The following is a 23,479-nucleotide window of genomic DNA, read 5'->3' as shown; positions in this document are numbered from 1 at the left end:
CCTGATGTTTCAGATCCAGCGCTGGACGGCCTCCGCTGTATCGCTCGGCTTCGTGTTGAAGCAGAGCCGGGCGGCGGGTGCGTGTCGGTGCACCGCGTTCACGAGTCTCTCGAAAAGGAGGAAATGGACAGGCAGCGTGCGGATGCCGGCGCCGATCACGACGCAATCGAAGGATTTCGCGGAGAGCCTTTGCGTGACGACGGCTTCCGCCGTGCTTCCGAGGTCGGTGAGGCACAGTTCGGCTTCGTAGCCCAGTCCGGCAAGCTTCGCCTTGTCGGCTTCGAGGCCCGCCCGTACCTTTGCTGCGTTCATGTCCGGCATCGCGCTGAAGTCGACGAGATCCGGCTCCAGGCCGATCACCAGTACTTGTTTGTTCGCCATGGGCATCTCCTGTCGGGATTCGCGGTGTCGTGAGGCCGCCGGGGCGTCGCCTAGCGGTAGAAAGCTTCGACCTTGCCCTTGAGCTTGATCAGCAGCGGCTTGCCCTTGCGGTCGAGCGTCTTGCCGGCGGGCACCTTGATCCAGCCTTCGCTGATGCAGTATTCCTCGACGTCGCCGCGCTCCTTGTCGTTGAAGCGGATGCCGATGTCGTGATCGAAGATGGCGGCCACGTGATGCGGGCTGCGGGGGTCGACCGACAAGTGGTCGGGAAGAGGTGGCTTGGGTGTGGTTTCAGTCATGGAATCGGGAATCGTCAAGACTTCCATTTTGCGGTACCTACCCGGCGGTAGAAGCAGGTGTCTCAAACGTGCTGCCGGGCGACCACGAGTACGCGAAGAACTGGAGCCAGCTCTTCGGGCCGGCCTGACACCGCTCGAAGGGTCGATCGGCGTGTTGCCGGTGTCGTATGACGAACGCGTGGGGCCCAAGACCTTCGCGGCGGCCTATCGCAAGGCCTATGGCGCTGACAAGGACCCGACCACCGAGTCTTCGTACAACTATGCGCTGGTGCACGCACTGGCCGGCGCGAGCTGGCCGGCACCACGACCGACGCCACGGCCATCCGTGCCAAGATCGGTGAACCTGAGCGACCTCGCGAAGTAATCCCTGGACCGAGCCCAGTCCGCTCGAAGGAAGAGAGGCATGCCATGTCCCACGTTTCATTCGAAGTCGACCAAGCGGTCTGCACCATCACCCTGAACCGGCCGGAGAAGCGCAATGCCGTCAACGGCGTCGTCGCGGCCGAACTGTTGGCTGCGTTCGAGCGCTTCGAGGCCGACGAGGCGTTGCGCGTCGCGGTGCTGACGGGCGCCGGCGGCCACTTCTGCGGCGGCGCCGATCTTGGTGCGGTCGGCAATCCGGCCGAGCGCAACAAGCTGGACCCCGAGGGCGAGGGAGGCGGGCCGATGGGGCCTACACGCATGGCGCTGTCGAAGCCACTGATTGCCGCCGTCAATGGCTATGCGGTGGCCGGTGGACTGGAACTCGCGCTGCTGGCGGACCTCCGCGTAGCGGATGAAGACGCGACCTTCGGCGTGTTCTGCCGCCGCTGGGGCGTGCCGCTGATCGATGGCGGCACCGTGCGCCTGCCGCGCATCGTCGGGATGGGCCGCGCGCTCGATCTGATCCTCACGGGCCGCGCCGTGCCGGCACCCGAGGCGTTGGCGATGGGGCTGGTGAATCGAATCACGCCGCCGGGTGGCGCGTTGGCGGTTGCGCAAGAACTGGCCCGGCAGATCTCGGGCTTCCCCCAGCAGTGCATGTTGGCGGATCGCCGTTCCGCCTACGAACAGTGGGATCTTCCGCTGGACATGGCGTTGCGCCGCGAAGGCAAGCGGGGTGTGCCCATCGTGCTCGCGGAAGGCGAGGCCGGTGCGGCACGATTCGTCGCCGGCGCCGGCCGACACGGCAAGTAGACCGGCGCGTCCTCAGGTGACGCGGTGCTTGCCGTATTCCATCCGCGCGATCGCGCGGTTGTGCACTTCGTCCGGCCCATCGGCCAGCCGCATCGTGCGCATGCTCGCGTACTGCTTGGCAAGGCCGAAATCGGTGGTCACGCCGCCCGCGCCGTGCGCCTGGATGGCATCGTCGATGATCTTCAGCGCCATGCGCGGCGCGGCGACCTTGATCATCGCGATCTCGAGTCGCGCGACCTTGTTGCCCACCCGGTCCATCATGTCGGCCGCCTTCAGGCACGGGGGCGCGGCGGTGCACCCGCCGGGCCTCTCGATCGCCGGATTTCAGCGCGGATTCCGGCGGCGCGGGCGCTTCAGGTAGGCGTCACGGACCACCAGTGCCATCGTCTCGACCGGCGTGAAGACCAGCGAGGCGCCTGCCAGCACGGCGCAGCAGAAATCGCCCAGTTGGAAGATCCCTGGGGGATGTGGTTGGCTCAAGGAGGGGCTGATCACGACGGCATGCGCCACGAAGAGCAGGAAATTGGCGACCACCACCGCGATCAGCAGGCGGCTGCGGAATATCGCCGAGCAAATCAGGGCCTGCAGCGTGGCCGCCGCCAGAAGGGACATGCCCATCGGGTAGCCAGCCGCATAGGCCTCCAGTCCAAGCGCCGCGAGCACGAGCGAGACGGCGGCCAGCAGTGCCGATTTCCTGCGCACCGATGCCATGGCGGCCACGGGCCGCACCGGCTCCATCAGTCCAGCGGCGCGCCGCGGATCGTATCGGCCGACTTCTGGAGCTGGCGCTCCATTTCCTCCGTGACGTGCGAACTGCCCCACCAGCCAAGGTGATCGAGCAGCCATCCGCCCACGAGAACCGCCGCGAGGACGCTGAGGGTGTAAAGGTCTGAATCCATGATCCGCTTCCCTGTCGATTCAACGGCTTCAGTCTGTACGGATGCGGCGCCGGTGGGAATCTGCCAATTGGCAGGTGTTGTAAATCCAAGGCGTACAGCTTTTGACATTGCGCCGGCGGGCGATCCCGGCTAGCCCTTGCCCGCCCGGCGCTGGCCTCCCAGCAACTTGGCCCGCTCTTTCTGTATGTCCTTCAGCCGCGCGACCTGGTCCGGGCAGTCCGCCTGCGTGCCGATCAGCACGACCGGGTTGCGGCGCAGGGCGGTGACGGTTTTCTCGACCTGCGCCGGGTCCCGGTGCTTGACCACCAGCCCGGCTGCGACCGCCGCCTTGGATTGCTTGTAGAAGCCCTTTTCGAAGGCCGGGGTGCCGCATCGGGCCGCAATCACGCGGTAATCCGCCTCCTGCTGTTCGCCCGAAAGGTCCGGACCGGCCATCGCGCCCGTCTGGGCAACCGAAATCCATGGGAGGCAGATGGCAACTGCCCCGAGCAACTTTCCGACGTTCAAGCGCGCTGTCATTTCACCCTCACTTCCACATCCGGCGGATGGGAGTGAGAGTGATTTTGCGCCCGATCAGTTGCACTCGGGCACTCAGCTGATCAGCTGGTTCTTCAGTGCGTAGTAGGTGAGGTCGCTGTTGGAGGCGAGGTTCATCTTCTCCATCAGGCGGCTGCGGTAGGTGCTCACCGTCTTGACCGAGAGCGACAGATGCTCCGCGATGCTGCCGGCCGTTTCACCGGTGGCCAGCTTCAGGAACACCTGGAATTCGCGCTCGGAGAGCTGCTCGTGCGGCGCCGCGTCGTTCTTGCGATCGAGTTGCCGTGCGAGCAACTCGGCCACCGCGGGCGTGATGTAGCGCCGGCCCAGCGAAATCGTGCGGATGGCCTCCACGATTTCCTTCGGGTCGCATTCCTTGTTGAGGTAGCCGCTCGCGCCTTGGCGGATGAGGCTCATCGCGTAGTGCTCCTCGGGGTAGCCGCTCAGGATCAGGATGCCGGTGTCGGGCGCCTTGGCGCGCACCATCGCGATCGCATCGATGCCGCTCTGGCCCGGCATGGAAAGGTCCATGACCAGCACGTCGATCTTGTTGGATCGCACCAGGTCGATCGCCTCGCGGCCGCTGGCCGCCTCGCCCACGACGCGAAGGTCGACGTGCTGCGAAAAGAAATCCCGCAGGCCCGAACGCACGATCGCATGGTCGTCCACGATTCCGATCTTGATCATCGCTTGCTCCTCGAGTTATTGGCCCGGGAGAGCATGCGGCCGGAAAGGCTCTTCGCGTGTCTGCGGGGGGGCCGACACCTCGTAGGACAAGCCGCGAATCAGCGTGCAGGAGAGATGGCCGCGTCGACGATGGTCTGGGCTTCGTCGAGGATGCGGCGCAGGTGATCCGCGCCGCGGAAACTCTCGCCGTAGATCTTGTAGATGTCCTCGGTGCCCGAGGGCCGCGCCGCGAACCATCCGCCCTGCGAAATCACCTTGATGCCGCCGATCGCTGCGCCATTGGCGGGCGCATGGTTCAGCACGCTCTCGATCTTCTCTCCGGCGAGTTCGGTGGCGCCGAGCTGTCGTGGCGACAGCGCGGACAACTGCCTCTTCTGCTGGACTGTCGCGGGCGCGTCGATCCTGCTGGCCACCGGATTGCCGAATTCGTTGGCAAGGTCGACGTAGAGCGCGCCAGGGTCGCGGCCCGTCCGCGCGGTGATTTCCGCCGAAAGGAGCGCAGCGGTGATGCCGTCCTTGTCGGTGGTCCATACCGTGCCGTCGCGCCGCAGGAAAGTGGCACCCGCGCTTTCTTCCCCGACGAAGCCGAGGGAGCCGTCCAGCAGGCCGTCCACGAACCACTTGAAGCCCACCGGCACTTCGTAGAGGCCTCGGCCGAGCCTGGCAGCCAGGCGATCGATGAGCTGCGTCGAGACGACGGTCTTGCCGACGGCCATCTGCGGCGCCCATTGCGGGCGATGCTGGAACAGATAGTCGACGACGACCGAGAGGTAATGGTTCGGCGGCAGCAGCCCGGCGCTGCCGGTCACGATGCCGTGCCGGTCGTGGTCGGTGTCGCAGGCGAAGCCGACGTCGAAGCGGTCCTTGATGTCGAGCAGGCGCTGCATCGCATAGCCCGATGACGGGTCCATGCGGATCTGCCCGTCCCAGTCGAGTGTCATGAAGCCGAAACGCGGATCGACCACATCGCTGACGACGGTCAGGTCCAGCTTGTAGCGATCGGCGATGGCTGCCCAGTAATGGACGCCTGCGCCCCCAAGCGGGTCGACGCCCATCCGGACCTTGGCGTCGCGGATCACGTCCATGTCGATCACATGGCCGAGGTCGCCCACATAGGTGCCGAGAAAATCGTGGCGGTGGGTCGTGCCGGCCTTCAGGGCCGCTGCGTGCGGCATCCGCTTGACGCCATTGAGCCGCTGTTCGATGTAGCGGTTGGCCGCTGCCTCGACGCCGCCGGTGACGTCCTGTCCCGCCGGTCCGCCGTTGGGCGGGTTGTACTTGAAGCCGCCGTCGCGCGGCGGGTTGTGCGAAGGCGTGACGACGATGCCGTCGGCCAGGCCATCCTGTCGCCCGCGGTTGTAGGTCAGGATTGCATGCGACAGGGCCGGGGTCGGCGTGAATTCGTCATTCGTTGCCAGCATCACGTCGACGCCGTTGGCGGCCAGCACCTCGAGCGCGCTGGCGCAGGCCGGCTGCGACAGCGCATGCGTGTCGATGCCGAGGAACAGCGGCCCGTCGATGCCCTTGGCCTTGCGGTAGTCGCAGATGGCCTGCGTGACCGCGAGCACGTGCCATTCGTTGAAGGAACGTTCGAACGCCGATCCTCGGTGGCCTGACGTCCCGAACGCAACGCGCTGTGTCGCGATGCCGGGGTCGGGAACGTCCGCGTAGTACGCGGCGATGAGCGCGTCGACGTCGATGAGGGACTCGGGCGGTGCCGGCTTGCCGGCGAGGGGACTGATGCGTTCGGCCATGGCGGTGGACCTCAGGCTGGGTGCGCATGCCTTGCCAACTGTTCCTTCGCGGCAGCGACGACATGCGCAGCGTCGAAGCCGAAGTGCGCCTCGGCGACCTTGCCGGGCGCCGACAGACCGAAGGAGCGCATGCCGATGATGGCGCCTTCGCGCCCGACGTAGCGCTCCCAACCCAGCGGCGAGGCCGCTTCCACGGAAACGCGGGCGGCCACGGAGGGCGGCAGCACGCTGTCGCGGTATTCGTCGCTCTGCTTTTCGAAGAGGTCCCATGAGGGCATGCTGACCACGCGTGCCGCGATTCCTTGGCTTTGCAATTGCTCATGCGCGGCGATGCAGAGCGCGACCTCGCTGCCGCTTGCCATCAACAACACATCGGGCTTGCCGTTGGCGGCGTCGGCGAGCACATAGGCGCCGCGGGCGACGCCGCTGGCGCTGGCATACCGGATGCGGTCGAGCGTGGGCAGCGCCTGGCGCGACAGGACTAGGCTCGCGGGGCGGTCCGTCATCTGCATCACGACGCGCCAGGCCTCGACGACTTCGTTGGCGTCGGCCGGGCGCAGCAGCGTCATGCCGGGCATGGCGCGAAACGACGCAAGCTGCTCGACGGGCTGGTGCGTGGGACCGTCTTCTCCCATGCTGATCGAATCGTGGGTCCAGATGTAGATGACGGGGATGCCCATCATTGCGCCGAGCCGGACGGCACCGCGGCAGTAGTCGGTGAAGATGAAGAAGGTCGCGGCATAGGCGCGCAGTCTCGACAGCGTCATGCCGCTGGCGATCGCGCACATCGCGTGTTCGCGGATGCCGAAGTGGAAGTTGCGCCCCTGGTAGTTGCCGCTCTTGAATTCGCCGGCTTGCTCGAAGCCGAGCGCCGTCTTGGTCGATGGCGACAGGTCGGCGGCACCGCCGAGGAGCCAGGGGACACGCTTGGCGATCGCGTTCAGCACCTTGCCGGAGGAATCGCGCGTGGCCATGCCCTTGGCGTCGGCCGGAAAGGCGGGCAGGTCGCTGTCCCATCCTTCGGGCAATTCGCAGCGCTCCATGCAGTCGATCTGCGCTGCGAGTTCCGGGTATTGCGCCTTGTAGGCCTCATGGATCGCGTCCCATGCGCCGCGGGCAATCGCGCCGCGTTGGCCGAACTGCGCTTCGAAATGGGCGCGCACGCCGTCGGGCACGGCGAATTGCACGTCGGGATCGAAGCCGAAGAATTTCTTGGCAAGCCTGACCTCATCGGCGCCGAGCGGCTCGCCGTGCGCCTCCTTGGTGTCCTGCTTGTGCGGTGCGCCATAGCCGATGTGGCTTCGCACGACGATGAGCGTCGGCCGGTCCTGTGTGGCGTTGAATTCACGCAGGCTTTGCGTGAGCGTTTCGAGATCGTTCGCATCGGCGACACGAAGGATCCTCCAGCCGTAGGCTTCGAAGCGTGCGCCGACGTCCTCATCGGAAGTGATCGAGGTCGCGCCTTCGATGCTGATCTGGTTGTCGTCGTAGATCCAGCACAGGTTGGAGAGCTTCAGGTGGCCGGCGAGCGATGCGGCTTCGGCGCTCACGCCTTCCATCATGTCGCCATCGCCGCACAGGGCATAGACCTTGTAGTCGAACAGGTCGTGCCCGGGCCGGTTGTAGGTGGCCGCCAGCCAGCGCTGCGCGATCGCCATGCCGACGCTGGTCGCGACACCCTGGCCGAGCGGGCCGGTGGTGGTCTCGACGCCCGATGTCCATGCGTATTCGGGGTGGCCGGTGCAACGGCTGCCTTCCTGGCGAAAGCTCTGCAGGTCGGCCATCGACACCGCGGGACTGTCTTGGGCGGGGTAGTGCGGCCCTTTGCCCTTCACGCCGCACAGATGCAGCAGGCTGTAGAGCAACGCCGATGCATGGCCCACCGACAGCACGAAGCGGTCGCGGTTCGGCCAATCGGGGTCCTTCGGGTCGTAGCGCAGGAACCGCTGCCACAGGCAGTAGGCGACCGGCGCTGCGCCCATCGGCGTGCCGGGATGGCCGGAGTTGGCCTTCTGCACCGCGTCGATGGACAGGGTGCGCAGCGTGTTGATGCACAACAGGTCGAGGGCTGCGTCATCGCTCATGATTTCTTCTCCGAATGACCGCCGAACTGGTGCCGCAGGGCCGACAGCACGCGGTTGGAAAAGTCCGCTTCTCCGCGCGAGCTGAATCGGGCGTACACCGCCGAACTCAACACGGGCGCCGGCACGCCCTCGTCGATCGCGGCCTGGAGGGTCCAGCGACCTTCGCCGGAATCGGAAACACGGCCCTGGAAATTCGACAGGTCCGGATCGGCTGCAAGGGCCGCGGCCGTGAGGTCGAGGAGCCACGATCCGATCACGCTGCCGCGTCGCCACAGTTCGGTGATCTCGGGCAGGTTCATGTCGTACTGGTAGGCCGTGGGGTCGCGCAGCGGCGTGGTCTCGGCGTCGATGTCGTGCGAGCCCTTGCCGATGTTCGCTCCGCGGAGGATGTTCAGACCCTCCGCATACGCGGCCATGATCCCGTACTCGATTCCGTTGTGGACCATCTTGACGAAGTGCCCTGCGCCGTGCGGACCGCAGTGCAGGTAGCCCTGGTCGGCCGTGCCGCTGCCAGGGGCGCGGCCGGGGGTCGGCGGGTGGTCGCCGGCGCCGGGTGCCAGCGTGGCGAAGATCGGCGAGAGGTGCTGCACGGTCTCGGTTTCGCCGCCGATCATCAGGCAGTAGCCGCGATCGAAGCCGGCGATGCCACCGCTGGTGCCGACGTCGATGTAGTGAAGGCCCAGGGAACGCAGTTCGGCGGCGCGGCGGATGTCATCGCGGTAGTAGGAGTTGCCGCCGTCGATGACGATGTCACCGGGCTCGAGCAGCGGCGTCAGGGTGGCCAGCGCGGAGTCCACGACCGCGGCGGGGACCATGAGCCAGACCGCGCGCGGCCGCGTCAGCTTGTCGACGAATTCCTTCAGCGTGGCCGCGCCGGTCGCACCCTGCGCGGCCAGGCGCTCGATGGAGGCGGGGGCGTTGTCATGCACGACGCAGTCGTGGCCTCCACGCATCAGGCGGCTGGTCATGTTGGCGCCCATGCGTCCGAGTCCGATCATGCCGATTTGCATCGCGATGCTCCTGTGTCCGGTTGAGTTGATGTGTGAGGGCGCCTTCGCCGTCGAGTTCCAGGGACGACGACGGAGGACGGCCGGCGATCATCTTCCCGCCCACGGGAAAAGTCGAGCGCGGTTCGACTTGAATGGCTTCCTGCGTGCCCTAGCCGGACGACGGTATCGGAACGTACTGCGACTGAAGGGCTTGCTGCTGAGGATTGAGAATCGCGTGCAGGACATATGCCGCGCCGCCAACGGCGGTGGCCAGGTCGGAGTACCGCGCCGTTTTCACCACGGGGGCCGTCAGGCCGGCCCTCTCCGCATACTGGGAAAGTACCTTGGTTGCAGCGTCGAGAAGGGTGTCGCCGCCGAGGGTCACCGTCTCGCCGCCCAGCACGATCACCTGCGGGTTGAAGGTCGTCCATGCGTTCTGGAGCAACACGCCAAGCACTGCGCCGGCTCGCGCGAAAGCGCTCCGGGTCGCTGGATCGCGAGCGCTCATGCGCGAGCGCAGTGCGCGCCGGTCAATGACGTCGTCCTGAAAGCAACCTGCAGCGGCTGCGATGGCCTTGAGCCCGATGTATGCCTCTGCGCAACCGAGGCGACCGCAAGAGCAGGGCTGCCCGTCGATCACAAGGGTCGTATGGCCGATTTCGCCTGCTGAACCGCTGGCGCCCGTGAACAGCGCGTGGTTGAGGATGATGCCTGCGCCAACGCCGACGCCGCAGCTGACGTAGACCAGGGGATCGTCGACCGGTCGCTCGCAGAACTCCGTCTCGCCGACCGCGGCCAGGTCGGCTTCGTTGTGATAGTAGACAGGCACGTCCGCCAGACCTGCCTGTGCGAGTTCCGCGCCGAATCGACGGCCGATCTCGACATGACGCCAGCCGATGTTCGGCGCGAATTCCAGCATGCCCGAACGCTTGTCCACCGGACCATGCAGTCCGACGCCGATGCCCAGCAGGCGCGAACCGCCGCGTGTCATCTTCGCGGAGAGAGCGGTGGCCATCTCGACGAGTTGGTGGCACGCTTCATCCGGATCCTTCGAGCGGAGGGCCGCCTGGCTCGACTCGAGGATTTCTCCATTGATCGAGGTCGCCACGACCTGGACGACGTCGGGTGCGAGATCGACGCCGAGCAAGACCATGTTCTTCCCGGCGAGCCGCAAAGGCGTCGGCCGACGACCGACGGTACCGGTGACGAACGCATCCGCCTCGACCAGCCACCCTTCATCGATGAGTTCCTTGATGAGCAGGCTTACCGTCGATCGCGTCAGGCCGCTGCGCTCGGACAGGCCGGCGCGCGAGATGCCTGCGTGGTCGCGAAGCAGGCGAAGCAGGGCAATGCGATTGATGCTCTTGACAAGCGCCTGGTCTCCCGTGACTGGAATTGGCGTGGCGATCTGCTCCTTCGGCTCGCTCGTGCGCTTTATGGCTGCTGGTCGAATTAATGGTCTCACGTTGCGATTTGTCAGGTGGGTCATGGCGATCTTTCGCGGCCGTTGCCTTGGCGGAAACATGTGGAAGCGTAACGCCAGCCCCGAAATTTAGCACCATCAGCGTAATCCCTAGTGACCGCGTCGCTGGCGGATGGCACATTTGTTTGGCCATCAAACAAATAGGAGACACCATGAAACGCATCAAGTTGGTTTCCACTGCCATGCTCGCCGCAGGGATGTGGTTGTCCTCTGCCGCGGTCCTGGCCGCCGACACGACCGTTCGTCTGATGCACGTGGATCAGAACCCCGACGTCGGCGCTTTCTACAACGACGTTGCGCGGCGTTTTGAGTCGACGCACCCTGGCGTCAAGGTCGAGATCCAGTACCTCGAGAACGAGTCATACAAGAAGAAGCTGACGACGCTCCTGCAATCGCCCGATCGGCCCAACATCCTCTACAGCTGGGGCGGCGGAACGATGAGGGATCAGATCAAGGCCGGCGTCGTCGAGGACCTGTCGACGCCGATGGACGCAAAGTGGCGCGAGAGCTTCATGCCAGCCGCGATGCAGGCCTATACCGTCAACGGCAAGGTCTACGGTGTGCCGTTGCAGCTGGGCCAGGTCGGGTTTTTCTACAACAAGGACCTCTTTGCAAAGGCCGGGGTCGACGCAGGGTCGATCAAGACCTGGGACGACCTGCTCGGCGCAGTGAAGAAGATCAAGGACTCGGGAACCACGCCGATCATCGTCGGTGGCGGGGACAAGTGGCCGCTGCACTTCTATTGGTCGCACCTGGCCCTGCGAGTCGGAGGCAAGGGCGCGTTCGATGCCGCCATGCAAGGCGAGGGCAAGGGCTTCGCGGGCGATACCTTCGTACAGGCGGGCACGTTGTTCCAGCAGCTCACGGATCTGAAGCCGTTCCAGCCGGGCTACCTCGGCAGCACCTTTCCCCAGTCGTCTGGTCAGTTCGGCGACGGCAAGGGCGCGATGGTCCTGATGCTGAACGCGATGCTCGGCTCGATGAAGGCGAACTCCGCGAACAAGCTCGGCATTCCCGAGGACAAGCTGGGATGGTTTCCGTTCCCGGTCGTTGCGGGTGGCAAGGGCGACCCGAGCGACACGCTGGGCGGAATGAATGGCTGGCTTGTCACCAAGGGCTCGCCGAAAGAGGCCGTCGAATTCCTGCGCTTCATGTCGGAGGCGAAGAATCAGCGGGTGCCAGCCGAGCGCGGTTCCTACATCCCCGTGGTGAATGGAACGCAGGATGCAATTGCCAATCCGATTCTTCGCCAACTGGCCGACAACGTTGCGAAGTCCCATTACCACCAGATCTATTACGACCAGATGCTTGGCCCGTCGGTCGGCGCAGTAGTCAATGACGTGTCGGTCGACCTCGCCACGGGGAAGATGAAGCCGGCAGATGCAGCGGCTGCCGTGCAAGCCGCCTGGCAGCGCGCCAACAGCGCCAACTGAACCACTCGCACGACCTCGCGCAATCGTGACGACGATCGATCACAGTGCGGGTGCCATGGCGGCGGCCCGGACCGGCTCTTCGCGGGCCTGGCGTCGCAAGCCATCCAAGCGAATCGGCGGAACAACGACAGTCCTGCTGTTCTTTCTTCCGCCGGCGATCTTGCTGTTCACCTTGTTCGTCGCCTTGCCCATGGGGGCGGCCGGCTGGTACAGCTTCTTCAGCTGGAATGGCTACGGTGTTCCCACGAATTTCGTCGGCTGGCGGAACTTCGTGGACCTCTTCAAGAACCCAGCGTTCCACACGGCCCTTGGCAACAACCTGCTGATCATCGTGAGCTCGCTGGTCGTGCAGTTGCCTTTGGCACTGGCGATGGCGGTATTGCTCGTCGACCGGGTGCGTGGCACGACCACGTTCAGATTGATCTTCTTCCTGCCGTACATCCTGGCGGAGATCGCGGCCGGCCTGATCTGGCGTTTTGTCTACGACGGCGACTACGGCTTGCTGGCCAAGATCTGGGAATCGTTCGGAGCGACGGCGCCCTATGTGCTGTCCGAGCCCGACCTCGCCATGTATGCCATCCTGGTCGTCGTGATCTGGAAGTACTTCGGCTTCCACATGATCCTCTACATCGCCGGATTGCAGCAGATCGATCGCAGCCTGTACGAGGCCGCCCGCATCGACGGCGCGTCACGCTGGCAGATCTTCAGCCGGATCACTGTTCCATTGCTTGGTTCGACGATCAGGCTGTCGGTGTTCTTCGCGATCCTGGGTTCGATCCAGTTGTTCGATCTGATCATGCCGCTGACCAAGGGCGGCCCGTCCGACAGCACGCAGACCATGGTGACGTTCCTCTACAGCTACGGCGTCACCCGCACGGAGATCGGATTCGGCAGTGCCGTCGGCGTTGTCCTGTTCCTGATCTGCGTCGTCTTCGCCTTTGGCTACAAGCGGGTCCTGATGCGCCATGACTAGTCACGATTCATCTGCGCCGAAGTCCGCGAGCATGTCGCCGGTCGTCCGCTATGCAGCGCTGTTCCTCGTCGCCGGCCTGGTGCTGATCCCGCTGGTCGCCACGGTCCTCGGCGGATTCAAGACCCTCGGAGACCTGCGCGTCAATCCCTTCGGGATTCCGGCGCATTGGGAATGGCGGAACTACTGGGACATCCTGGGCGGGAGCCGCTACTGGCAATTGATGGGGAATTCCGCGGTGATCGCGGTGCTGACCGTCATCCTGACGGTCATGGTCTCGGCGATGGCCGCGTTCGTGTTCGTGCACATCCAGTTCTTCGGCTCGACATTCCTCGTCAACTACCTTCTTCTCGGACTGATGTTCCCCGCGGCAACCGCGATCCTGCCGCTGTTCATCCAGATCCGGGACCTGGGGCTGCTCGACAACTACTGGGGCGTCGTCCTGCCGCAGGTCGCTTTCGGCCTGGCGTCGAGCATCCTGCTGTTCCGCAACTACTTCAAGCAACTGCCGGCGGAATTGTTCGAGGCGGCATTGATCGACGGCTGCGGCTACTTCAGGTTCTTCTGGCACATCGTGCTGCCCCTGTCGCGACCCATCCTGGCAACGGTGTCGGTGATCGTCTTCGTGCACAGCTGGAACTCCTACCTGCTGCCCTTGGTGGTCTTCAACCGCGAGACGCTCTACACGTGGCCTCTCGGAATCATGGCGTACCAGGGCGAGTACTCGACCGACTGGAACCTGGTGCTGGCGTTCATCACGCTCACGATCCTTCCGGCCGTGATCATGTTCTTCGCCGCGCAAAAGCACATCGTGGCCGGCTTGACCTCCGGCTCTGTCAAGGGATGACTTCTGTCGCTCGCGCGCTCGGCGCGGCAACGCAGAACTAGAAGGACCCATCATGTCTTCAGTCAGTATCAGAAAAGTCCAGAAGGACTATGGCCCGGTGTCGGTCATCCGTGGGGTCGATGTCGAAATCGATGACGGTGAGTTCGTGATCCTCGTCGGCCCTTCCGGCTGCGGAAAGTCGACGCTGCTGCGGATGATTGCCGGTCTCGAGGACATCTCGGGCGGCGAGATCCGCATCGGCGAGAAGGTGGTCAACGATGTCGCACCGAAGGAACGCGACATCGCGATGGTGTTCCAGAGCTACGCGCTGTATCCGCACATGACGGTCGAGCAGAACATGGCCTTCTCGCTCAGGATGGGCGGCGCGAAGAAGAGCGAGATCGAACCGAAGGTCGCGCGCGCGGCGAAGATCCTCAGCCTGGAGCCGCTGCTGGGTCGCCTGCCGAAGGAACTCTCGGGTGGCCAGCGCCAGCGCGTCGCGATGGGCCGGGCGATTGTCCGCGACCCCAAGGTGTTCCTGTTCGACGAGCCGCTGTCCAACCTCGACGCCAAGCTCCGGGTGCAGATGCGCACCGAGATCAAGGCGCTGCACCAGCGCCTGGGAACCACCATCGTCTACGTGACCCATGACCAGGTCGAGGCCATGACCATGGCCGACAAGATCGTCGTCTTGCATGACGGTGTCGTCGAGCAGGTGGGCGCACCGCTCGACCTGTACGACCGTCCGGCCAACTTGTTCGTTGCCGGCTTCATCGGCAGTCCTGCGATGAACCTCATCAAGGGGAAGGTGGAGCGGGAGGGCTTCGTCGTCGATGGACCGGCCGGACTGACGTTGCCCTTCTCGAACGCACCGACGGCGACGCCGGGACTGCCTGCGGTCTATGGCATCCGGCCAGAGCACTTTGCACTCGACAGCGCGGGCTTCCCGATCACGGTGGAGGTGGTCGAGCCGACCGGCTCCGAGACCCAGGTGATGGCACAGCTCGGTGGCCAGGCGATCACCGCGGTCTTCCGCGAGCGCATCACCGCTCGCCCCGGCGAAGTCATCCGGATCGCCGCACAGCGCGAGCACGCGCATCTGTTCGACGCGGCGACCGAGCAACGAATCAACTGATGCAACAGGAGCAGTGGCAATGGATTTTCTAAGCGTAAAGGCCAACCGGATCGTCGATGTGCAGGGCAAGAGCGTGTGGCTCAGAGGCACCTGTGTCGGCGGCTGGATGAACATGGAGGACTTCATCAACGGGTTCTCCGGCGCAGAGCACACGCTGCGGGTCGAGATGGCCGAGGTTCTGGGGAAGTCGAAGGCTGAATTCTTCTTCGAGCGATTTCACGACCACTTCTTCAATGAAGCGGACATCGAATACCTCAAGAGCCTTGGCACCACCGTTGTGAGGCTCCCGCTGAACTACAGGCATTTCGAGGACGACCGGACGCCCTTCATCTACAAGGAAGCCGGCTTCCAGCGGCTGACGCAGGTGCTCCGGTGGTGCGAGAAGCATGGCCTCTACGCCATCCTCGACCTTCACGCCGTCCAGGGGTGGCAGAACGTGCATTGGCATTCGGACAACGCCAACAGGCACAGCCTGTTCTGGAATCACACGCACTACCAGGACAGGTTCATTGCCTTGTGGAAGGAGATCGCCAGGCGATACAAGGACGAAGCCGTCGTCGCGGGCTTCAACCTGATGAACGAGCCTTGCGTGAACAACCAGTTCGGCGATCTGCCCTGGAATGTCCAGAAGAACTATCTTCCGGACTGGGACCTGATGAACGCCGTCTATCGGCGGGCCGTTGCCGCAGTGAGGGAGATCGATCCCAGGCACATCATCTTCCTCGAAGGCGATCGATATTCCTACCTGTTCGATGGGCTGGAAGCGCCGTTCGCGGAGAACCTTGTCTACAGCAGCCACAACTACACCATCGCGGGCTTCGGTCCAGGTCAGTATCCCGGAACGATCAACGCGGGACCCCTCCGTAGCGATGGCCCGGAGCACTGGGACCTGGCGAAGCAAGAGGCCGTGTTCCAGAGCCACGAAGGGACCGTGTTCACGAAGAAGCATGGCGTCCCCTTGTGGGTCGGGGAGTTCGGATCGGTCTACAACGGTGGGCTGGAAGGCGTGCCGGACCGCCTCCGTGCAATGGACGACCAGATCGGCATCTTCGAGCGCCATGGCGCGCATTGGACCACCTGGACCTACAAGGACGTCGGCGTCATGGGCCTGGTGACTCTCGACCCCGAGTCGGAGTACAGGCAGCGTGTCGGCGACTTCATCAGGAAGAAGGAGCAGTTGGGCACCGATGACTGGATGGCGTGGATGCCGCAGACGCCGGTCAAGCAGGAAACCGCAAGATTGGCGGAGCAGATCTACGAGGTCATCGGCGACGACAGCATCACGAAGAACTACAACCGCACGTGCTTCAGTTCGGCGGTGCTCTGCTTCTACACGAGCGCCTTGATGCAGCGGAACTACGCCAGCCTGTTCAAGGACTTGTCGGAGTCGCAGATCGACCAGGTCCTTGCTTCTTTCTCGCTGAAACAGTGCAAGGTGAACGATGAACTCGCCGGCATCGTGAGGAAGTACGCCTCCCTCCCGACGTCGTCAGCCGACTGACAGATTCACCGAGAGATCACTCATGGACAAGGTAGGCATTGGCTTCATAGGCTGCGGAAACATCAGCGAGGCTTACTTGAAGGCCGCGACGAAGTTCCCGATCCTCGACATCCGGGGCGTCGCCGACATGAAGCCTGAGGCAGCGCAGGCGCGCGCGTCACAGTTCGGACTCAAGGCGGTCTCGGTCGATGAACTCTTGCGCGACCCCGCGATCGAGATCATCGTCAACCTGACGATTCCGGCGGCGCACGTCGAGGTCGGCCTGATGGCGCTCGCTGCCGGAAAGCACGTCCATTCCGAGAAGCCGTTGGCGCTCACGACATCCCACGCGCGAACGCTGCTCGAAGCCGCCGACAAGCGGGGTCTACGCGTCGGTTGTGCGCCCGACACCTTTCTGGGTGGGGCGCACCAGACGTGTCGCAAGCTCATCGACGAAGGCGCGATCGGCCAGCCAGTTGCTGGTACGGCGACTTTCATGTGCCCCGGTCACGAGCGCTGGCATCCGAATCCTGCCTTCTACTACGCAGCCGGTGGTGGTCCGATGCTCGACATGGGGCCGTACTACATCACGGCGTTGGTCAACCTCATCGGACCGGTCGCGCGCGTCTCCGGGTTGACCTCGCGCGTGCGCAGCGAACGCCTCATCACCAGCGAGCCGCTCAAGGGCACGAGGATAGATGTCGAGGTGGCCACCCATGTCGCCGGCACGATGGAGTTCGCTTCAGGCGCCATCGTTTCGATCGCCACCAGCTTCGACGTGCCGAAGCACCGGCACGTGCCCATCGAGCTCTACGGCACCGAGGCCAGCATGATCGTGCCGGACCCGAACTACTTCGGCGGAACGATCCAACTCGCGCAAGCCGGGCAGGAGTGGGCTGATCAGCCCATCGGACATGCCTACGGGGACGGGAACTACCGAAGCATCGGCGTGGCCGACATGGCGCATGCCATTCGAACCAACCGCCCGCACCGTGCGTCGGGCGAACTGGCCCTTCATGTGCTCGAAGTGATGGAGGCGTTCGAGACTTCGTCGCGACTCGGCCGCCACGTGAGCATCGAGACCAAGCCCGAGCGGCCGCAGATACTGCCGACCGCATTCTCGGCGGGCGCCCTCGGCTGAACCCATCCGTGAACTGAAAAGGCAATTCAAATGCGTGAAGCCATGATTGTGTGGGGCGGCTGGAGTGGGCACGAGCCCGAACAAGGCGCGAAGATCGTTTCGGCCATGTTGGCGGAGCACGGCTTCAAGGTCCGTGTCGAAGACTCGACGAAGGCGTTCTCGGACCCGGCCATCAAGGACCTGAGCCTGATCGTTCCGATCATCACGATGGCGAAGATCGAAAAGGACGAGCTCTCCAACCTGACCCAGGCCGTGCGTGACGGCGTCGGCCTCGCAGGTTTTCATGGCGGGATGTGCGACGCCTTTCGCGAGGCGGTCGACTACCAGTTCATGACTGGAGGTCAATGGGTCGCTCACCCCGGCAACGTCATCGACTTCCGCGTCAACGTCGCCCGGCCGGACGACCCGGTGATGAAGGGCATCGGCGACTTCGACTATCGCTCGGAGCAGTACTACATGCACGTCGACCCATCCAACGAGGTGCTGGCGACGACGAAGTTCACTGGAGAACATGCGCCGTGGATCGATGGCGTCGTGATGCCGGTGGTGTGGAAGCGCCGGCACGGGCAAGGGCGGGTGTTCTACAGCGCGCTCGGCCATGTCGCCAAGGAGTTCGAGGTGCCGCAGATGCGCACGATCTTCGAGCGCGGCATGCTTTGGGCTGCGCGCTGACACCACGGTTCCTCTCGCTGAATTCAGGACTTCAGAATGCCATCGACTTTCACTCCCCCACTTCTTCCCGATGACGTATCGAGCGCCTTGCTGGTGGGCCGCGTCTGGCGTGAAGCCGATGTCAACGGCCCTTGCGTCGTCGTGGTTCGCGAGGGGCAGGTCTTTGACATCACAGCCTCCGCGCCCACGGTATCGGATCTTCTGGACCGAGAAGACCTGCTGGAATTCGCTCGCACTTGTCCCGGTGATCCCCTGGGCGATGTCGCCAGTTGGCTGGACAAGGCGATGCGTGCCTCGAAGAACACTGGCGCCGAGAGAATCCTGGCCCCATGCGATCTGCAGGCGATCAAGGCATGTGGCGTCACTTTCGCCGTGAGCCTGCTGGAGCGCGTCATCGAGGAGCAGGCCGGCGGCGATGCCGCGAGAGCCGAGCAGATCCGTGAAGACATCCAGCGCACCATCGGATCGGACTTGTCCGCCATTCGACCAGGCTCTTCCGAAGCGGAGGCACTCAAGCGTGAGCTCATGCGCCAGGGCAGCTGGTCGCAGTACATGGAGGTCGGAATCGGCCCCGATGCCGAAGTGTTCTCGAAATCGCAACCGATGTCGGCCGTCGGATTCGGCGAGGACGTCGGACTGCATCCGACCTCGTCGTGGAACAACCCCGAGCCCGAGATCGTGCTGGCGGTCAACAGCCGCTCGCAGATCGTTGGCGCGACGCTGGGCAACGACGTCAACCTTCGGGACATCGAGGGCCGCAGCGCCCTGTTGCTGGGCAAGGCCAAGGACAACAACGGCTCCTGTGCCATCGGACCGTTCGTGCGTCTCTTCGACGAGGGCTTCACGCTGGACACCATCCGCGCGGCCACCGTGAGCCTGGTCATCGAAGGGCAGGAGGACGGCTTCAGGCTGGAAGGGTCCAGCCGCATGGCCGAGATCAGCCGCGACCCCGCGGACCTGGTGCGGCAGACCTGCGGTCGGCACCACCAGTATCCGGACGGCTTCTTCCTGTTCCTCGGCACGATGTTCTCTCCCATCCAGGACCGGGGGGCCAAGGGCGAAGGCTTCACCCACCGCCTCGGGGACCGCGTGACGATCTCCACGCCGTCGCTGGGCGCGTTGATCAATCACGTGCAACGCTCCGACGTCATCGCGCCCTGGACCTTCGGGGTCCGGGCTCTCTACCGGAATCTTTCCTCCCGCGGCATTGCCGTTGCCTGAGGCACGACCGGATCAACAAAAGGACTTATCAATGTCTGCCATCTACCCGAGCCTCGCGGGCAAGCGAGTCGTCATCACCGGCGGGGGCTCCGGCATCGGCGCGGCCATGGTCGAGGCCTTCGCCCGGCAAGGCGCCAAGGTGTTCTTTCTGGACATTGCCGACTCGGAAGGCCGTGCGTTGCAAGCGAAGCTCGGCGACGCCGTGCATCCGCCTGTCTTTCACAGGTGCGACCTGACCGAAATCCAGGACGTCCAGGCAACCTTCGCGGCGATCGAGGCATCGGGGGGACCGATCAACGTCCTCGTCAACAACGCGGCGAATGACGACCGGCACGAGATTGGTGCCGTGACAACGGACTACTGGGACCAGCGGATCGCCGTCAACTTGAGGCACCAGTACTTCTGCGCGCAGGCTGTCTCGAGCGGAATGCGTGCTGCGGGCGGAGGCGTGATCCTGAACCTCGGCTCCATCTCGTGGCACCTGGCGCTGCCCAGTCTGTCGATCTACATGACCGCCAAGGCCGGCATCGAGGGGCTGACCAAGGGATTGGCACGGGACCTGGGGGGATTCAACATCCGGGTCAACTGCATCGTTCCAGGCGCCGTGCGGACGCCCCGCCAGATGAAGCTGTGGCAATCGCCCGAGAGTGAGGCGAAGGTCGTGGCGGCGCAGTGTCTGCAGCAACGCATCGACCCTGAGCATGTTGCGGCGATGGCGCTCTTTCTCGCGTCGGACGATGCGGCCCGATGTTCCGGGCGCGAGTACTTCGTGGACGCGGGCTGGCACGGCGCATGAAGGAAGGTACCCGCCCCGCTCGCCGGTTTCGATCGCAAGACTGGTTCGCCAACCCCGATCACATCGACCTGACGGCGCTCTATCTCGAGCGCTTCATGAACTACGGCGTCACGCCGGCAGAACTGCGCTCCGGCCGACCCATCGTCGGGATCGCGCAATCCGGAAGCGATCTGAACCCGTGCAATCGCGTTCACCTGGAACTCGCAAAGCGCGTGCGCGACGGCATCCGCGACGCCGGAGGCATTCCGATGGAATTCCCCGTGCATCCGACTTTCGAGAACTGCAGGCGTCCGACGGCGGCCATCGACCGCAACCTGGCCTACATGGCGCTGGTCGAGATCCTGCATGGCTACCCGATCGATGCCATCGTGCTGACGACGGGTTGCGACAAGTCGACGCCGTCTCAGGTCATGGCCGCGGCGACCGTGGACATTCCGACGATCGTGCTGTCCGGCGGCCCGATGCTGGACGGCTGGTTCGAAGGGGAACTCGTGGGCTCCGGGGCAGCGATCTGGAAGAGTCGGCGGTTGCTGGCCGCCGGCCAGATCGACGAGGCCAAGTTCATGGATATCGCCACGGCGTCGGCGCCGTCGGTGGGGCACTGCAACACCATGGGCACCGCTTCGACCATGAACGCGCTGGCGGAGGCGCTGGGCCTGTCATTGACCGGCTGTGCCGCGATTCCCGCACCCTACCGGGAGCGAGGGCAAATGGCCTATGAAACTGGACGCCGCATTGTCGAGTTGGCGTTCGAGGACAGGCGGCCCTCTTCGATCCTCACGCGGGATTCGTTTCTCGATGCGATCGTTGTCAATTCCGCGATCGGCGGCTCCACCAACGCGCAGCCGCACCTCATGGCCATGGCGCGTCATGCGGGCGTGGAATTGCGTCCGAGTGACTGGTCCGAGTTCGGCTTCGATGTGCCGCTGTTGTTGAACATGCAACCGGCGGGCAAGTACCTGGGCGAGGCCTTTCATCGTGCGGGAGGCGTTCCGGCCGTGATGTGGGAACTCCAGCAAGCGGGTCTGTTGCGCAGCGCGCGCCCGACTGTCACAGGCATGACGATGGATCAGAACCTCGAAGGTCGGCAAAGCGTGAATCGGGACGTGATTTGCGAGTTCGCGCGTCCTCTCAAGAGTCAGGCAGGGTTTCTCGTCCTGAGCGGCAATCTGTTCGACTTTGCGATCATGAAGACCAGCGTGATCTCCGAAGAGTTTCGCGCGCGCTACCTGAGTCGTCCGGGCGCGGAGGGAAAGTTCGAATGCCGGGCCATCGTGTTCGAGGACTCCGACGACTATCACGCACGAATCAATGACCCTGCGCTCGCCGTCGATGAGAACTGCATCCTCGTGATCCGCGGTGCGGGACCCGTCGGCTGGCCCGGGTCGGCTGAAGTCGTGAACATGCAGCCGCCGGATGCGTTGCTCAAGCGCGGGATCACCAGCCTTCCCACCTTGGGCGATGGGCGGCAGTCGGGGACATCGGACAGTCCGTCGATTCTCAACGCGTCGCCCGAGAGCGCCGTCGGCGGCGGGCTGGCGTACCTGCGCACCGGAGATGTCGTCCGCATCGACCTCACCGCCGGACAATGCGACATGCTGGTGTCCGATGAGGAAATCGCTCGCCGCAAGGACGAAGGGACGCCGTCGATCCGACCGAGCCAGACGCCATGGCAAGAGATTTATCGCGCGACAGTCGGGCAACTCGAGTCGGGCGCTTGCATGGAACTGGCGATCAAGTATCGCGGCGTGGCCGGCACTCAGCCTCGCCACAATCATTGATTCGAGGGCGTGACGTTCGCCGAAGCCGGACGTTTCAAAGCAGATCGCTCGGCACGAACCACGAGAAGAGGAGCAGCTTCAGTCGCACCAGCGCATTCGCGTCCGGTTCCTCGTCGAGGACGACGTTCTCGCCGTCCGTGGTCACCCACTGGATCTGGTTGGTGTCCCGCTTGAGGCGAACTTCGTAGGCGCTTTCGACGTTGTCGACCTGGAACGCGTCGAGCAGCCTGTGCGCGACTTCATAGCTTTCGAAGCGCACGCCCAGTTCGGTGTTGATGTGGGCCGAGCGCGGATCGAAGTTCAGCGAGCCGACGAGCGCCCATTCGCGGTCGATCAGCGCGAGCTTGGCGTGCAGGCGCCCGCGCGACTGGCGGAACACCTTGCGCAGGTTGAGGCTGCGCTTGATCTGCTCGGAACTCACTTCGTACAGCGTGACGCCCATCCTCAGCATCTCGACGCGGAAGTTGTTGTAGTTGATGTTGACGAGCGGCTCGTCCGTGTCGGCCAGGGAATTGGTGGCAACGGTGATCCGGATGCCGCGCGCACGCAGACGCGCGATGTGGTCCATGCCCTCGTCGCCCGGGAGGAAGTACGGCGTGATGATGTTGATGTCGGACTTCGCGAGGTCGAGCAACGCACGCATGCGCTCGGCCACGGTGGGCGGGCGGCGCTGGAGGATGTCGACGTCGTCCACGCGCAGCGCCTTGGAGGGAGAGTCGGCCACGGCGTTGGCGCGCGCCGGAATCAGTTCCAGCTTGCCCTGCGCGATGGCCGCGCTGACCGGCAAGTCGCCGAACATGTCGGTTTCGGGTGGGGGCTCGGGCGGTGGTGCCTCCGACGTCGACGCCAGGGCGTCGAAGCGAGCGCGCAACGCTTCGGGCGATTCCGATGATGCAACGATGTCGTGGAGCGGGTAGACGACTTCGCTGTTCCAGTAGTTGTCGAAGATGGTCTCGAGTTCGGTCACGACGGGACCGGCGGCGAGCATGTCCAGGTCGATGAAATTGGCGCCGGCGCTGCGCAGGAAGTATTCGTCCGCGAGGTTGCGTCCGCCGACGATGGCAACCACGCCGTCGGCGACGAAGAGCTTGTTGTGCATCCGGTGGTTGAGCCGCCTGAAATCGGCCGCGAAGCTGACCCAGCGGGTCGTCGAGTGATCGCGCCCCGAGACGAAGGGGTTGAACAGGCGGATATCGACATTCGGTTCGGCCGCCAGGCCGAGCAGCAGGGGATCGAGCCGGGTCGTGTAGAAATCGTCGAGAAGCAGTCGCACGCGAACGCCGCGCCGGGCTGCGTCGCGCAACTCGCGAAGGATCAGCTTGCCGGTCTTGTCGTTGCCGAGCAGGTAGTACTGCAGATCCAGCGAAGTCTGGGCGTGGCGGATCAGCGTCAGCCTTGCATCCAGCGCGATCGCGCCCTGCGGCATCACTCGCGCGCCCGATACGCCGTCGGGCTGCTCGTAGAAAGAGGCGGTGAGCTTTCCAAGTTCCGTGGCAGGCGAGGCCGTGACGGCCGGGCTGTACGGCGCGACCGTGTGCGAAGGCAAGCCGGCGCAGGCGCAAAGCAGGCAGACCAACGCAAGCGCCACGCAACGGGTGAGGAAAGCAGGCAGCGCGAAGGGTCTGGGCATTGGGGCGTGAGGCCCGCTGGGCTATGCGGGCAGCGGATCGTAGCCGGCCCGTGGAATGCACCTGGATTCGTCCCGGGTTTCAGGGTCGACCCTGATTTAGATGAG

General features: G+C 64.5%; 23 protein-coding genes and 1 pseudogene. 12 read left to right on the top strand and 12 right to left on the bottom strand.

Annotation, left to right across the window (positions count from 1 at the left end):
* Positions 1–9: 9 nt before the first annotated feature.
* Both AC1D3B_RS09175 and AC1D3B_RS09170 read right to left on the bottom strand, forming a co-directional pair.
* On the bottom strand, positions 10–381 hold the full coding sequence (locus AC1D3B_RS09175) for a hypothetical protein (RefSeq protein WP_478190336.1): 372 nt from the start codon (positions 379–381) through the stop codon (positions 10–12).
* Between the two features lie 50 nt (positions 382–431).
* Positions 432–680 (bottom strand): DUF3297 family protein, encoded by a 249-nt coding sequence (locus AC1D3B_RS09170; RefSeq protein ID WP_478190335.1) that lies wholly within the window; start codon positions 678–680, stop codon positions 432–434.
* A 160-nt stretch (positions 681–840) separates the two neighbouring features.
* On the opposite strand from AC1D3B_RS09170, the gene AC1D3B_RS09165 reads away from it, so the two are divergent.
* Complete coding sequence (locus AC1D3B_RS09165) at positions 841–1,044, top strand: hypothetical protein (protein WP_478190334.1); 204 nt, start codon at positions 841–843, stop codon at positions 1,042–1,044.
* Positions 1,045–1,088: 44 nt separating this feature from the next.
* Positions 1,089–1,856 carry a crotonase/enoyl-CoA hydratase family protein gene (locus AC1D3B_RS09160; RefSeq protein ID WP_478190333.1) on the top strand — a complete coding sequence of 256 codons (768 nt, stop codon included), beginning with the start codon at positions 1,089–1,091 and terminating at the stop codon, positions 1,854–1,856.
* 12 nt (positions 1,857–1,868) lie between these two features.
* Here the strand turns inward: AC1D3B_RS09160 and AC1D3B_RS09155 are convergent.
* From AC1D3B_RS09155 to AC1D3B_RS09115, 9 genes and pseudogenes are all read right to left on the bottom strand, one after another.
* Positions 1,869–2,132 (bottom strand): annotated as a pseudogene (locus tag AC1D3B_RS09155) (acyl-CoA dehydrogenase family protein); the annotation flags it as partial.
* 48 nt (positions 2,133–2,180) lie between these two features.
* Positions 2,181–2,576, bottom strand: coding sequence for a hypothetical protein (locus tag AC1D3B_RS09150; RefSeq protein WP_478190332.1), 396 nt, complete (start codon positions 2,574–2,576; stop codon positions 2,181–2,183).
* Positions 2,577–2,593: 17 nt separating this feature from the next.
* Positions 2,594–2,755: a hypothetical protein gene (locus AC1D3B_RS09145; protein ID WP_478190331.1), complete on the bottom strand. Its 162-nt coding sequence runs from the start codon at positions 2,753–2,755 to the stop codon at positions 2,594–2,596.
* A 129-nt stretch (positions 2,756–2,884) separates the two neighbouring features.
* Positions 2,885–3,190: a hypothetical protein gene (locus tag AC1D3B_RS09140; RefSeq protein WP_478190330.1), complete on the bottom strand. Its 306-nt coding sequence runs from the start codon at positions 3,188–3,190 to the stop codon at positions 2,885–2,887.
* 156 nt (positions 3,191–3,346) lie between these two features.
* Positions 3,347–3,979: a response regulator gene (locus AC1D3B_RS09135; protein WP_478190329.1), complete on the bottom strand. Its 633-nt coding sequence runs from the start codon at positions 3,977–3,979 to the stop codon at positions 3,347–3,349.
* A 98-nt stretch (positions 3,980–4,077) separates the two neighbouring features.
* Positions 4,078–5,733 (bottom strand): phosphoglucomutase (alpha-D-glucose-1,6-bisphosphate-dependent), encoded by a 1,656-nt coding sequence (pgm, locus tag AC1D3B_RS09130; RefSeq protein ID WP_478190328.1) that lies wholly within the window; start codon positions 5,731–5,733, stop codon positions 4,078–4,080.
* A gap of 11 nt (positions 5,734–5,744) precedes the next feature.
* Positions 5,745–7,817 (bottom strand): transketolase, encoded by a 2,073-nt coding sequence (tkt, locus tag AC1D3B_RS09125; RefSeq protein WP_478190327.1) that lies wholly within the window; start codon positions 7,815–7,817, stop codon positions 5,745–5,747.
* Positions 7,814–8,827 (bottom strand): phosphogluconate dehydrogenase (NAD(+)-dependent, decarboxylating), encoded by a 1,014-nt coding sequence (gene gnd / locus AC1D3B_RS09120; protein WP_478190326.1) that lies wholly within the window; start codon positions 8,825–8,827, stop codon positions 7,814–7,816. The genes tkt and gnd overlap by 4 nt, the downstream gene beginning before the upstream one ends.
* Before the next feature lie 148 nt (positions 8,828–8,975).
* The gene (locus AC1D3B_RS09115; RefSeq protein WP_478190325.1) at positions 8,976–10,295 is read right to left on the bottom strand and encodes an ROK family transcriptional regulator; all 1,320 of its coding nucleotides are present in this window, start codon (positions 10,293–10,295) and stop codon (positions 8,976–8,978) included.
* Between the two features lie 146 nt (positions 10,296–10,441).
* On the opposite strand from AC1D3B_RS09115, the gene AC1D3B_RS09110 reads away from it, so the two are divergent.
* From AC1D3B_RS09110 to AC1D3B_RS09065, 10 genes are read left to right on the top strand one after another with little or no spacing between them, the layout of a single operon-like run.
* Complete coding sequence (locus AC1D3B_RS09110) at positions 10,442–11,722, top strand: ABC transporter substrate-binding protein (RefSeq protein WP_478190324.1); 1,281 nt, start codon at positions 10,442–10,444, stop codon at positions 11,720–11,722.
* 25 nt (positions 11,723–11,747) lie between these two features.
* On the top strand, positions 11,748–12,695 hold the full coding sequence (locus AC1D3B_RS09105) for a carbohydrate ABC transporter permease (RefSeq protein ID WP_478190323.1): 948 nt from the start codon (positions 11,748–11,750) through the stop codon (positions 12,693–12,695).
* A 31-nt stretch (positions 12,696–12,726) separates the two neighbouring features.
* Entirely contained in the window at positions 12,727–13,539 is an 813-nt protein-coding gene (locus tag AC1D3B_RS09100; RefSeq protein WP_478190322.1) for a carbohydrate ABC transporter permease, read from the top strand.
* Between the two features lie 52 nt (positions 13,540–13,591).
* Positions 13,592–14,653: an ABC transporter ATP-binding protein gene (locus AC1D3B_RS09095; protein WP_478190321.1), complete on the top strand. Its 1,062-nt coding sequence runs from the start codon at positions 13,592–13,594 to the stop codon at positions 14,651–14,653.
* A 19-nt stretch (positions 14,654–14,672) separates the two neighbouring features.
* Positions 14,673–16,154 (top strand): glycoside hydrolase family 5 protein, encoded by a 1,482-nt coding sequence (locus AC1D3B_RS09090; protein ID WP_478190320.1) that lies wholly within the window; start codon positions 14,673–14,675, stop codon positions 16,152–16,154.
* A 22-nt stretch (positions 16,155–16,176) separates the two neighbouring features.
* The gene (locus tag AC1D3B_RS09085) at positions 16,177–17,274 is read left to right on the top strand and encodes a Gfo/Idh/MocA family protein (RefSeq protein ID WP_478190319.1); all 1,098 of its coding nucleotides are present in this window, start codon (positions 16,177–16,179) and stop codon (positions 17,272–17,274) included.
* A gap of 30 nt (positions 17,275–17,304) precedes the next feature.
* On the top strand, positions 17,305–17,946 hold the full coding sequence (locus tag AC1D3B_RS09080) for a ThuA domain-containing protein (protein WP_478190318.1): 642 nt from the start codon (positions 17,305–17,307) through the stop codon (positions 17,944–17,946).
* 36 nt (positions 17,947–17,982) lie between these two features.
* Positions 17,983–19,167, top strand: a complete 1,185-nt coding sequence (locus AC1D3B_RS09075) for a fumarylacetoacetate hydrolase family protein (RefSeq protein ID WP_478190317.1) — start codon at positions 17,983–17,985, stop codon at positions 19,165–19,167.
* Between the two features lie 31 nt (positions 19,168–19,198).
* The gene (gene xylB, locus AC1D3B_RS09070; protein WP_478190316.1) at positions 19,199–19,963 is read left to right on the top strand and encodes a D-xylose 1-dehydrogenase; all 765 of its coding nucleotides are present in this window, start codon (positions 19,199–19,201) and stop codon (positions 19,961–19,963) included.
* Complete coding sequence (locus AC1D3B_RS09065) at positions 19,960–21,744, top strand: IlvD/Edd family dehydratase (protein WP_478190315.1); 1,785 nt, start codon at positions 19,960–19,962, stop codon at positions 21,742–21,744. Before xylB ends, AC1D3B_RS09065 begins: the two co-directional genes overlap by 4 nt.
* 34 nt (positions 21,745–21,778) lie before the next feature.
* Here the strand turns inward: AC1D3B_RS09065 and AC1D3B_RS09060 are convergent, their stop codons facing one another.
* Positions 21,779–23,374, bottom strand: coding sequence for a phospholipase D family protein (locus AC1D3B_RS09060; protein ID WP_478190314.1), 1,596 nt, complete (start codon positions 23,372–23,374; stop codon positions 21,779–21,781).
* Positions 23,375–23,479: the final 105 nt, after the last annotated feature.

This window comes from Variovorax sp. P5_A3 (genome assembly GCF_056400665.1).
This window is presented reverse-complemented; position numbering and strand designations above follow the sequence as displayed.

Bases quoted from the DNA above. Each gene is read 5' to 3' on its own strand.
- AC1D3B_RS09175 (WP_478190336.1), bottom strand. From the start codon at position 381: ATGGCGAACAAACAAGTACTGGTGATCGGCCTGGAGCCGGATCTCGTC.
- AC1D3B_RS09170 (WP_478190335.1), bottom strand. From the start codon at position 680: ATGACTGAAACCACACCCAAGCCACCTCTTCCCGACCACTTGTCGGTC.
- AC1D3B_RS09160 (WP_478190333.1), top strand. From the start codon at position 1,089: ATGTCCCACGTTTCATTCGAAGTCGACCAAGCGGTCTGCACCATCACC.
- AC1D3B_RS09145 (WP_478190331.1), bottom strand. From the start codon at position 2,755: ATGGATTCAGACCTTTACACCCTCAGCGTCCTCGCGGCGGTTCTCGTG.
- AC1D3B_RS09140 (WP_478190330.1), bottom strand. From the start codon at position 3,190: ATGGCCGGTCCGGACCTTTCGGGCGAACAGCAGGAGGCGGATTACCGC.
- AC1D3B_RS09135 (WP_478190329.1), bottom strand. From the start codon at position 3,979: ATGATCAAGATCGGAATCGTGGACGACCATGCGATCGTGCGTTCGGGC.
- pgm (WP_478190328.1), bottom strand. From the start codon at position 5,733: ATGGCCGAACGCATCAGTCCCCTCGCCGGCAAGCCGGCACCGCCCGAG.
- tkt (WP_478190327.1), bottom strand. From the start codon at position 7,817: ATGAGCGATGACGCAGCCCTCGACCTGTTGTGCATCAACACGCTGCGC.
- gnd (WP_478190326.1), bottom strand. From the start codon at position 8,827: ATGCAAATCGGCATGATCGGACTCGGACGCATGGGCGCCAACATGACC.
- AC1D3B_RS09115 (WP_478190325.1), bottom strand. From the start codon at position 10,295: ATGACCCACCTGACAAATCGCAACGTGAGACCATTAATTCGACCAGCA.
- AC1D3B_RS09110 (WP_478190324.1), top strand. From the start codon at position 10,442: ATGAAACGCATCAAGTTGGTTTCCACTGCCATGCTCGCCGCAGGGATG.
- AC1D3B_RS09100 (WP_478190322.1), top strand. From the start codon at position 12,727: ATGTCGCCGGTCGTCCGCTATGCAGCGCTGTTCCTCGTCGCCGGCCTG.
- AC1D3B_RS09095 (WP_478190321.1), top strand. From the start codon at position 13,592: ATGTCTTCAGTCAGTATCAGAAAAGTCCAGAAGGACTATGGCCCGGTG.
- AC1D3B_RS09090 (WP_478190320.1), top strand. From the start codon at position 14,673: ATGGATTTTCTAAGCGTAAAGGCCAACCGGATCGTCGATGTGCAGGGC.
- AC1D3B_RS09085 (WP_478190319.1), top strand. From the start codon at position 16,177: ATGGACAAGGTAGGCATTGGCTTCATAGGCTGCGGAAACATCAGCGAG.
- AC1D3B_RS09080 (WP_478190318.1), top strand. From the start codon at position 17,305: ATGCGTGAAGCCATGATTGTGTGGGGCGGCTGGAGTGGGCACGAGCCC.
- AC1D3B_RS09075 (WP_478190317.1), top strand. From the start codon at position 17,983: ATGCCATCGACTTTCACTCCCCCACTTCTTCCCGATGACGTATCGAGC.
- xylB (WP_478190316.1), top strand. From the start codon at position 19,199: ATGTCTGCCATCTACCCGAGCCTCGCGGGCAAGCGAGTCGTCATCACC.
- AC1D3B_RS09065 (WP_478190315.1), top strand. From the start codon at position 19,960: ATGAAGGAAGGTACCCGCCCCGCTCGCCGGTTTCGATCGCAAGACTGG.
- AC1D3B_RS09060 (WP_478190314.1), bottom strand. From the start codon at position 23,374: ATGCCCAGACCCTTCGCGCTGCCTGCTTTCCTCACCCGTTGCGTGGCG.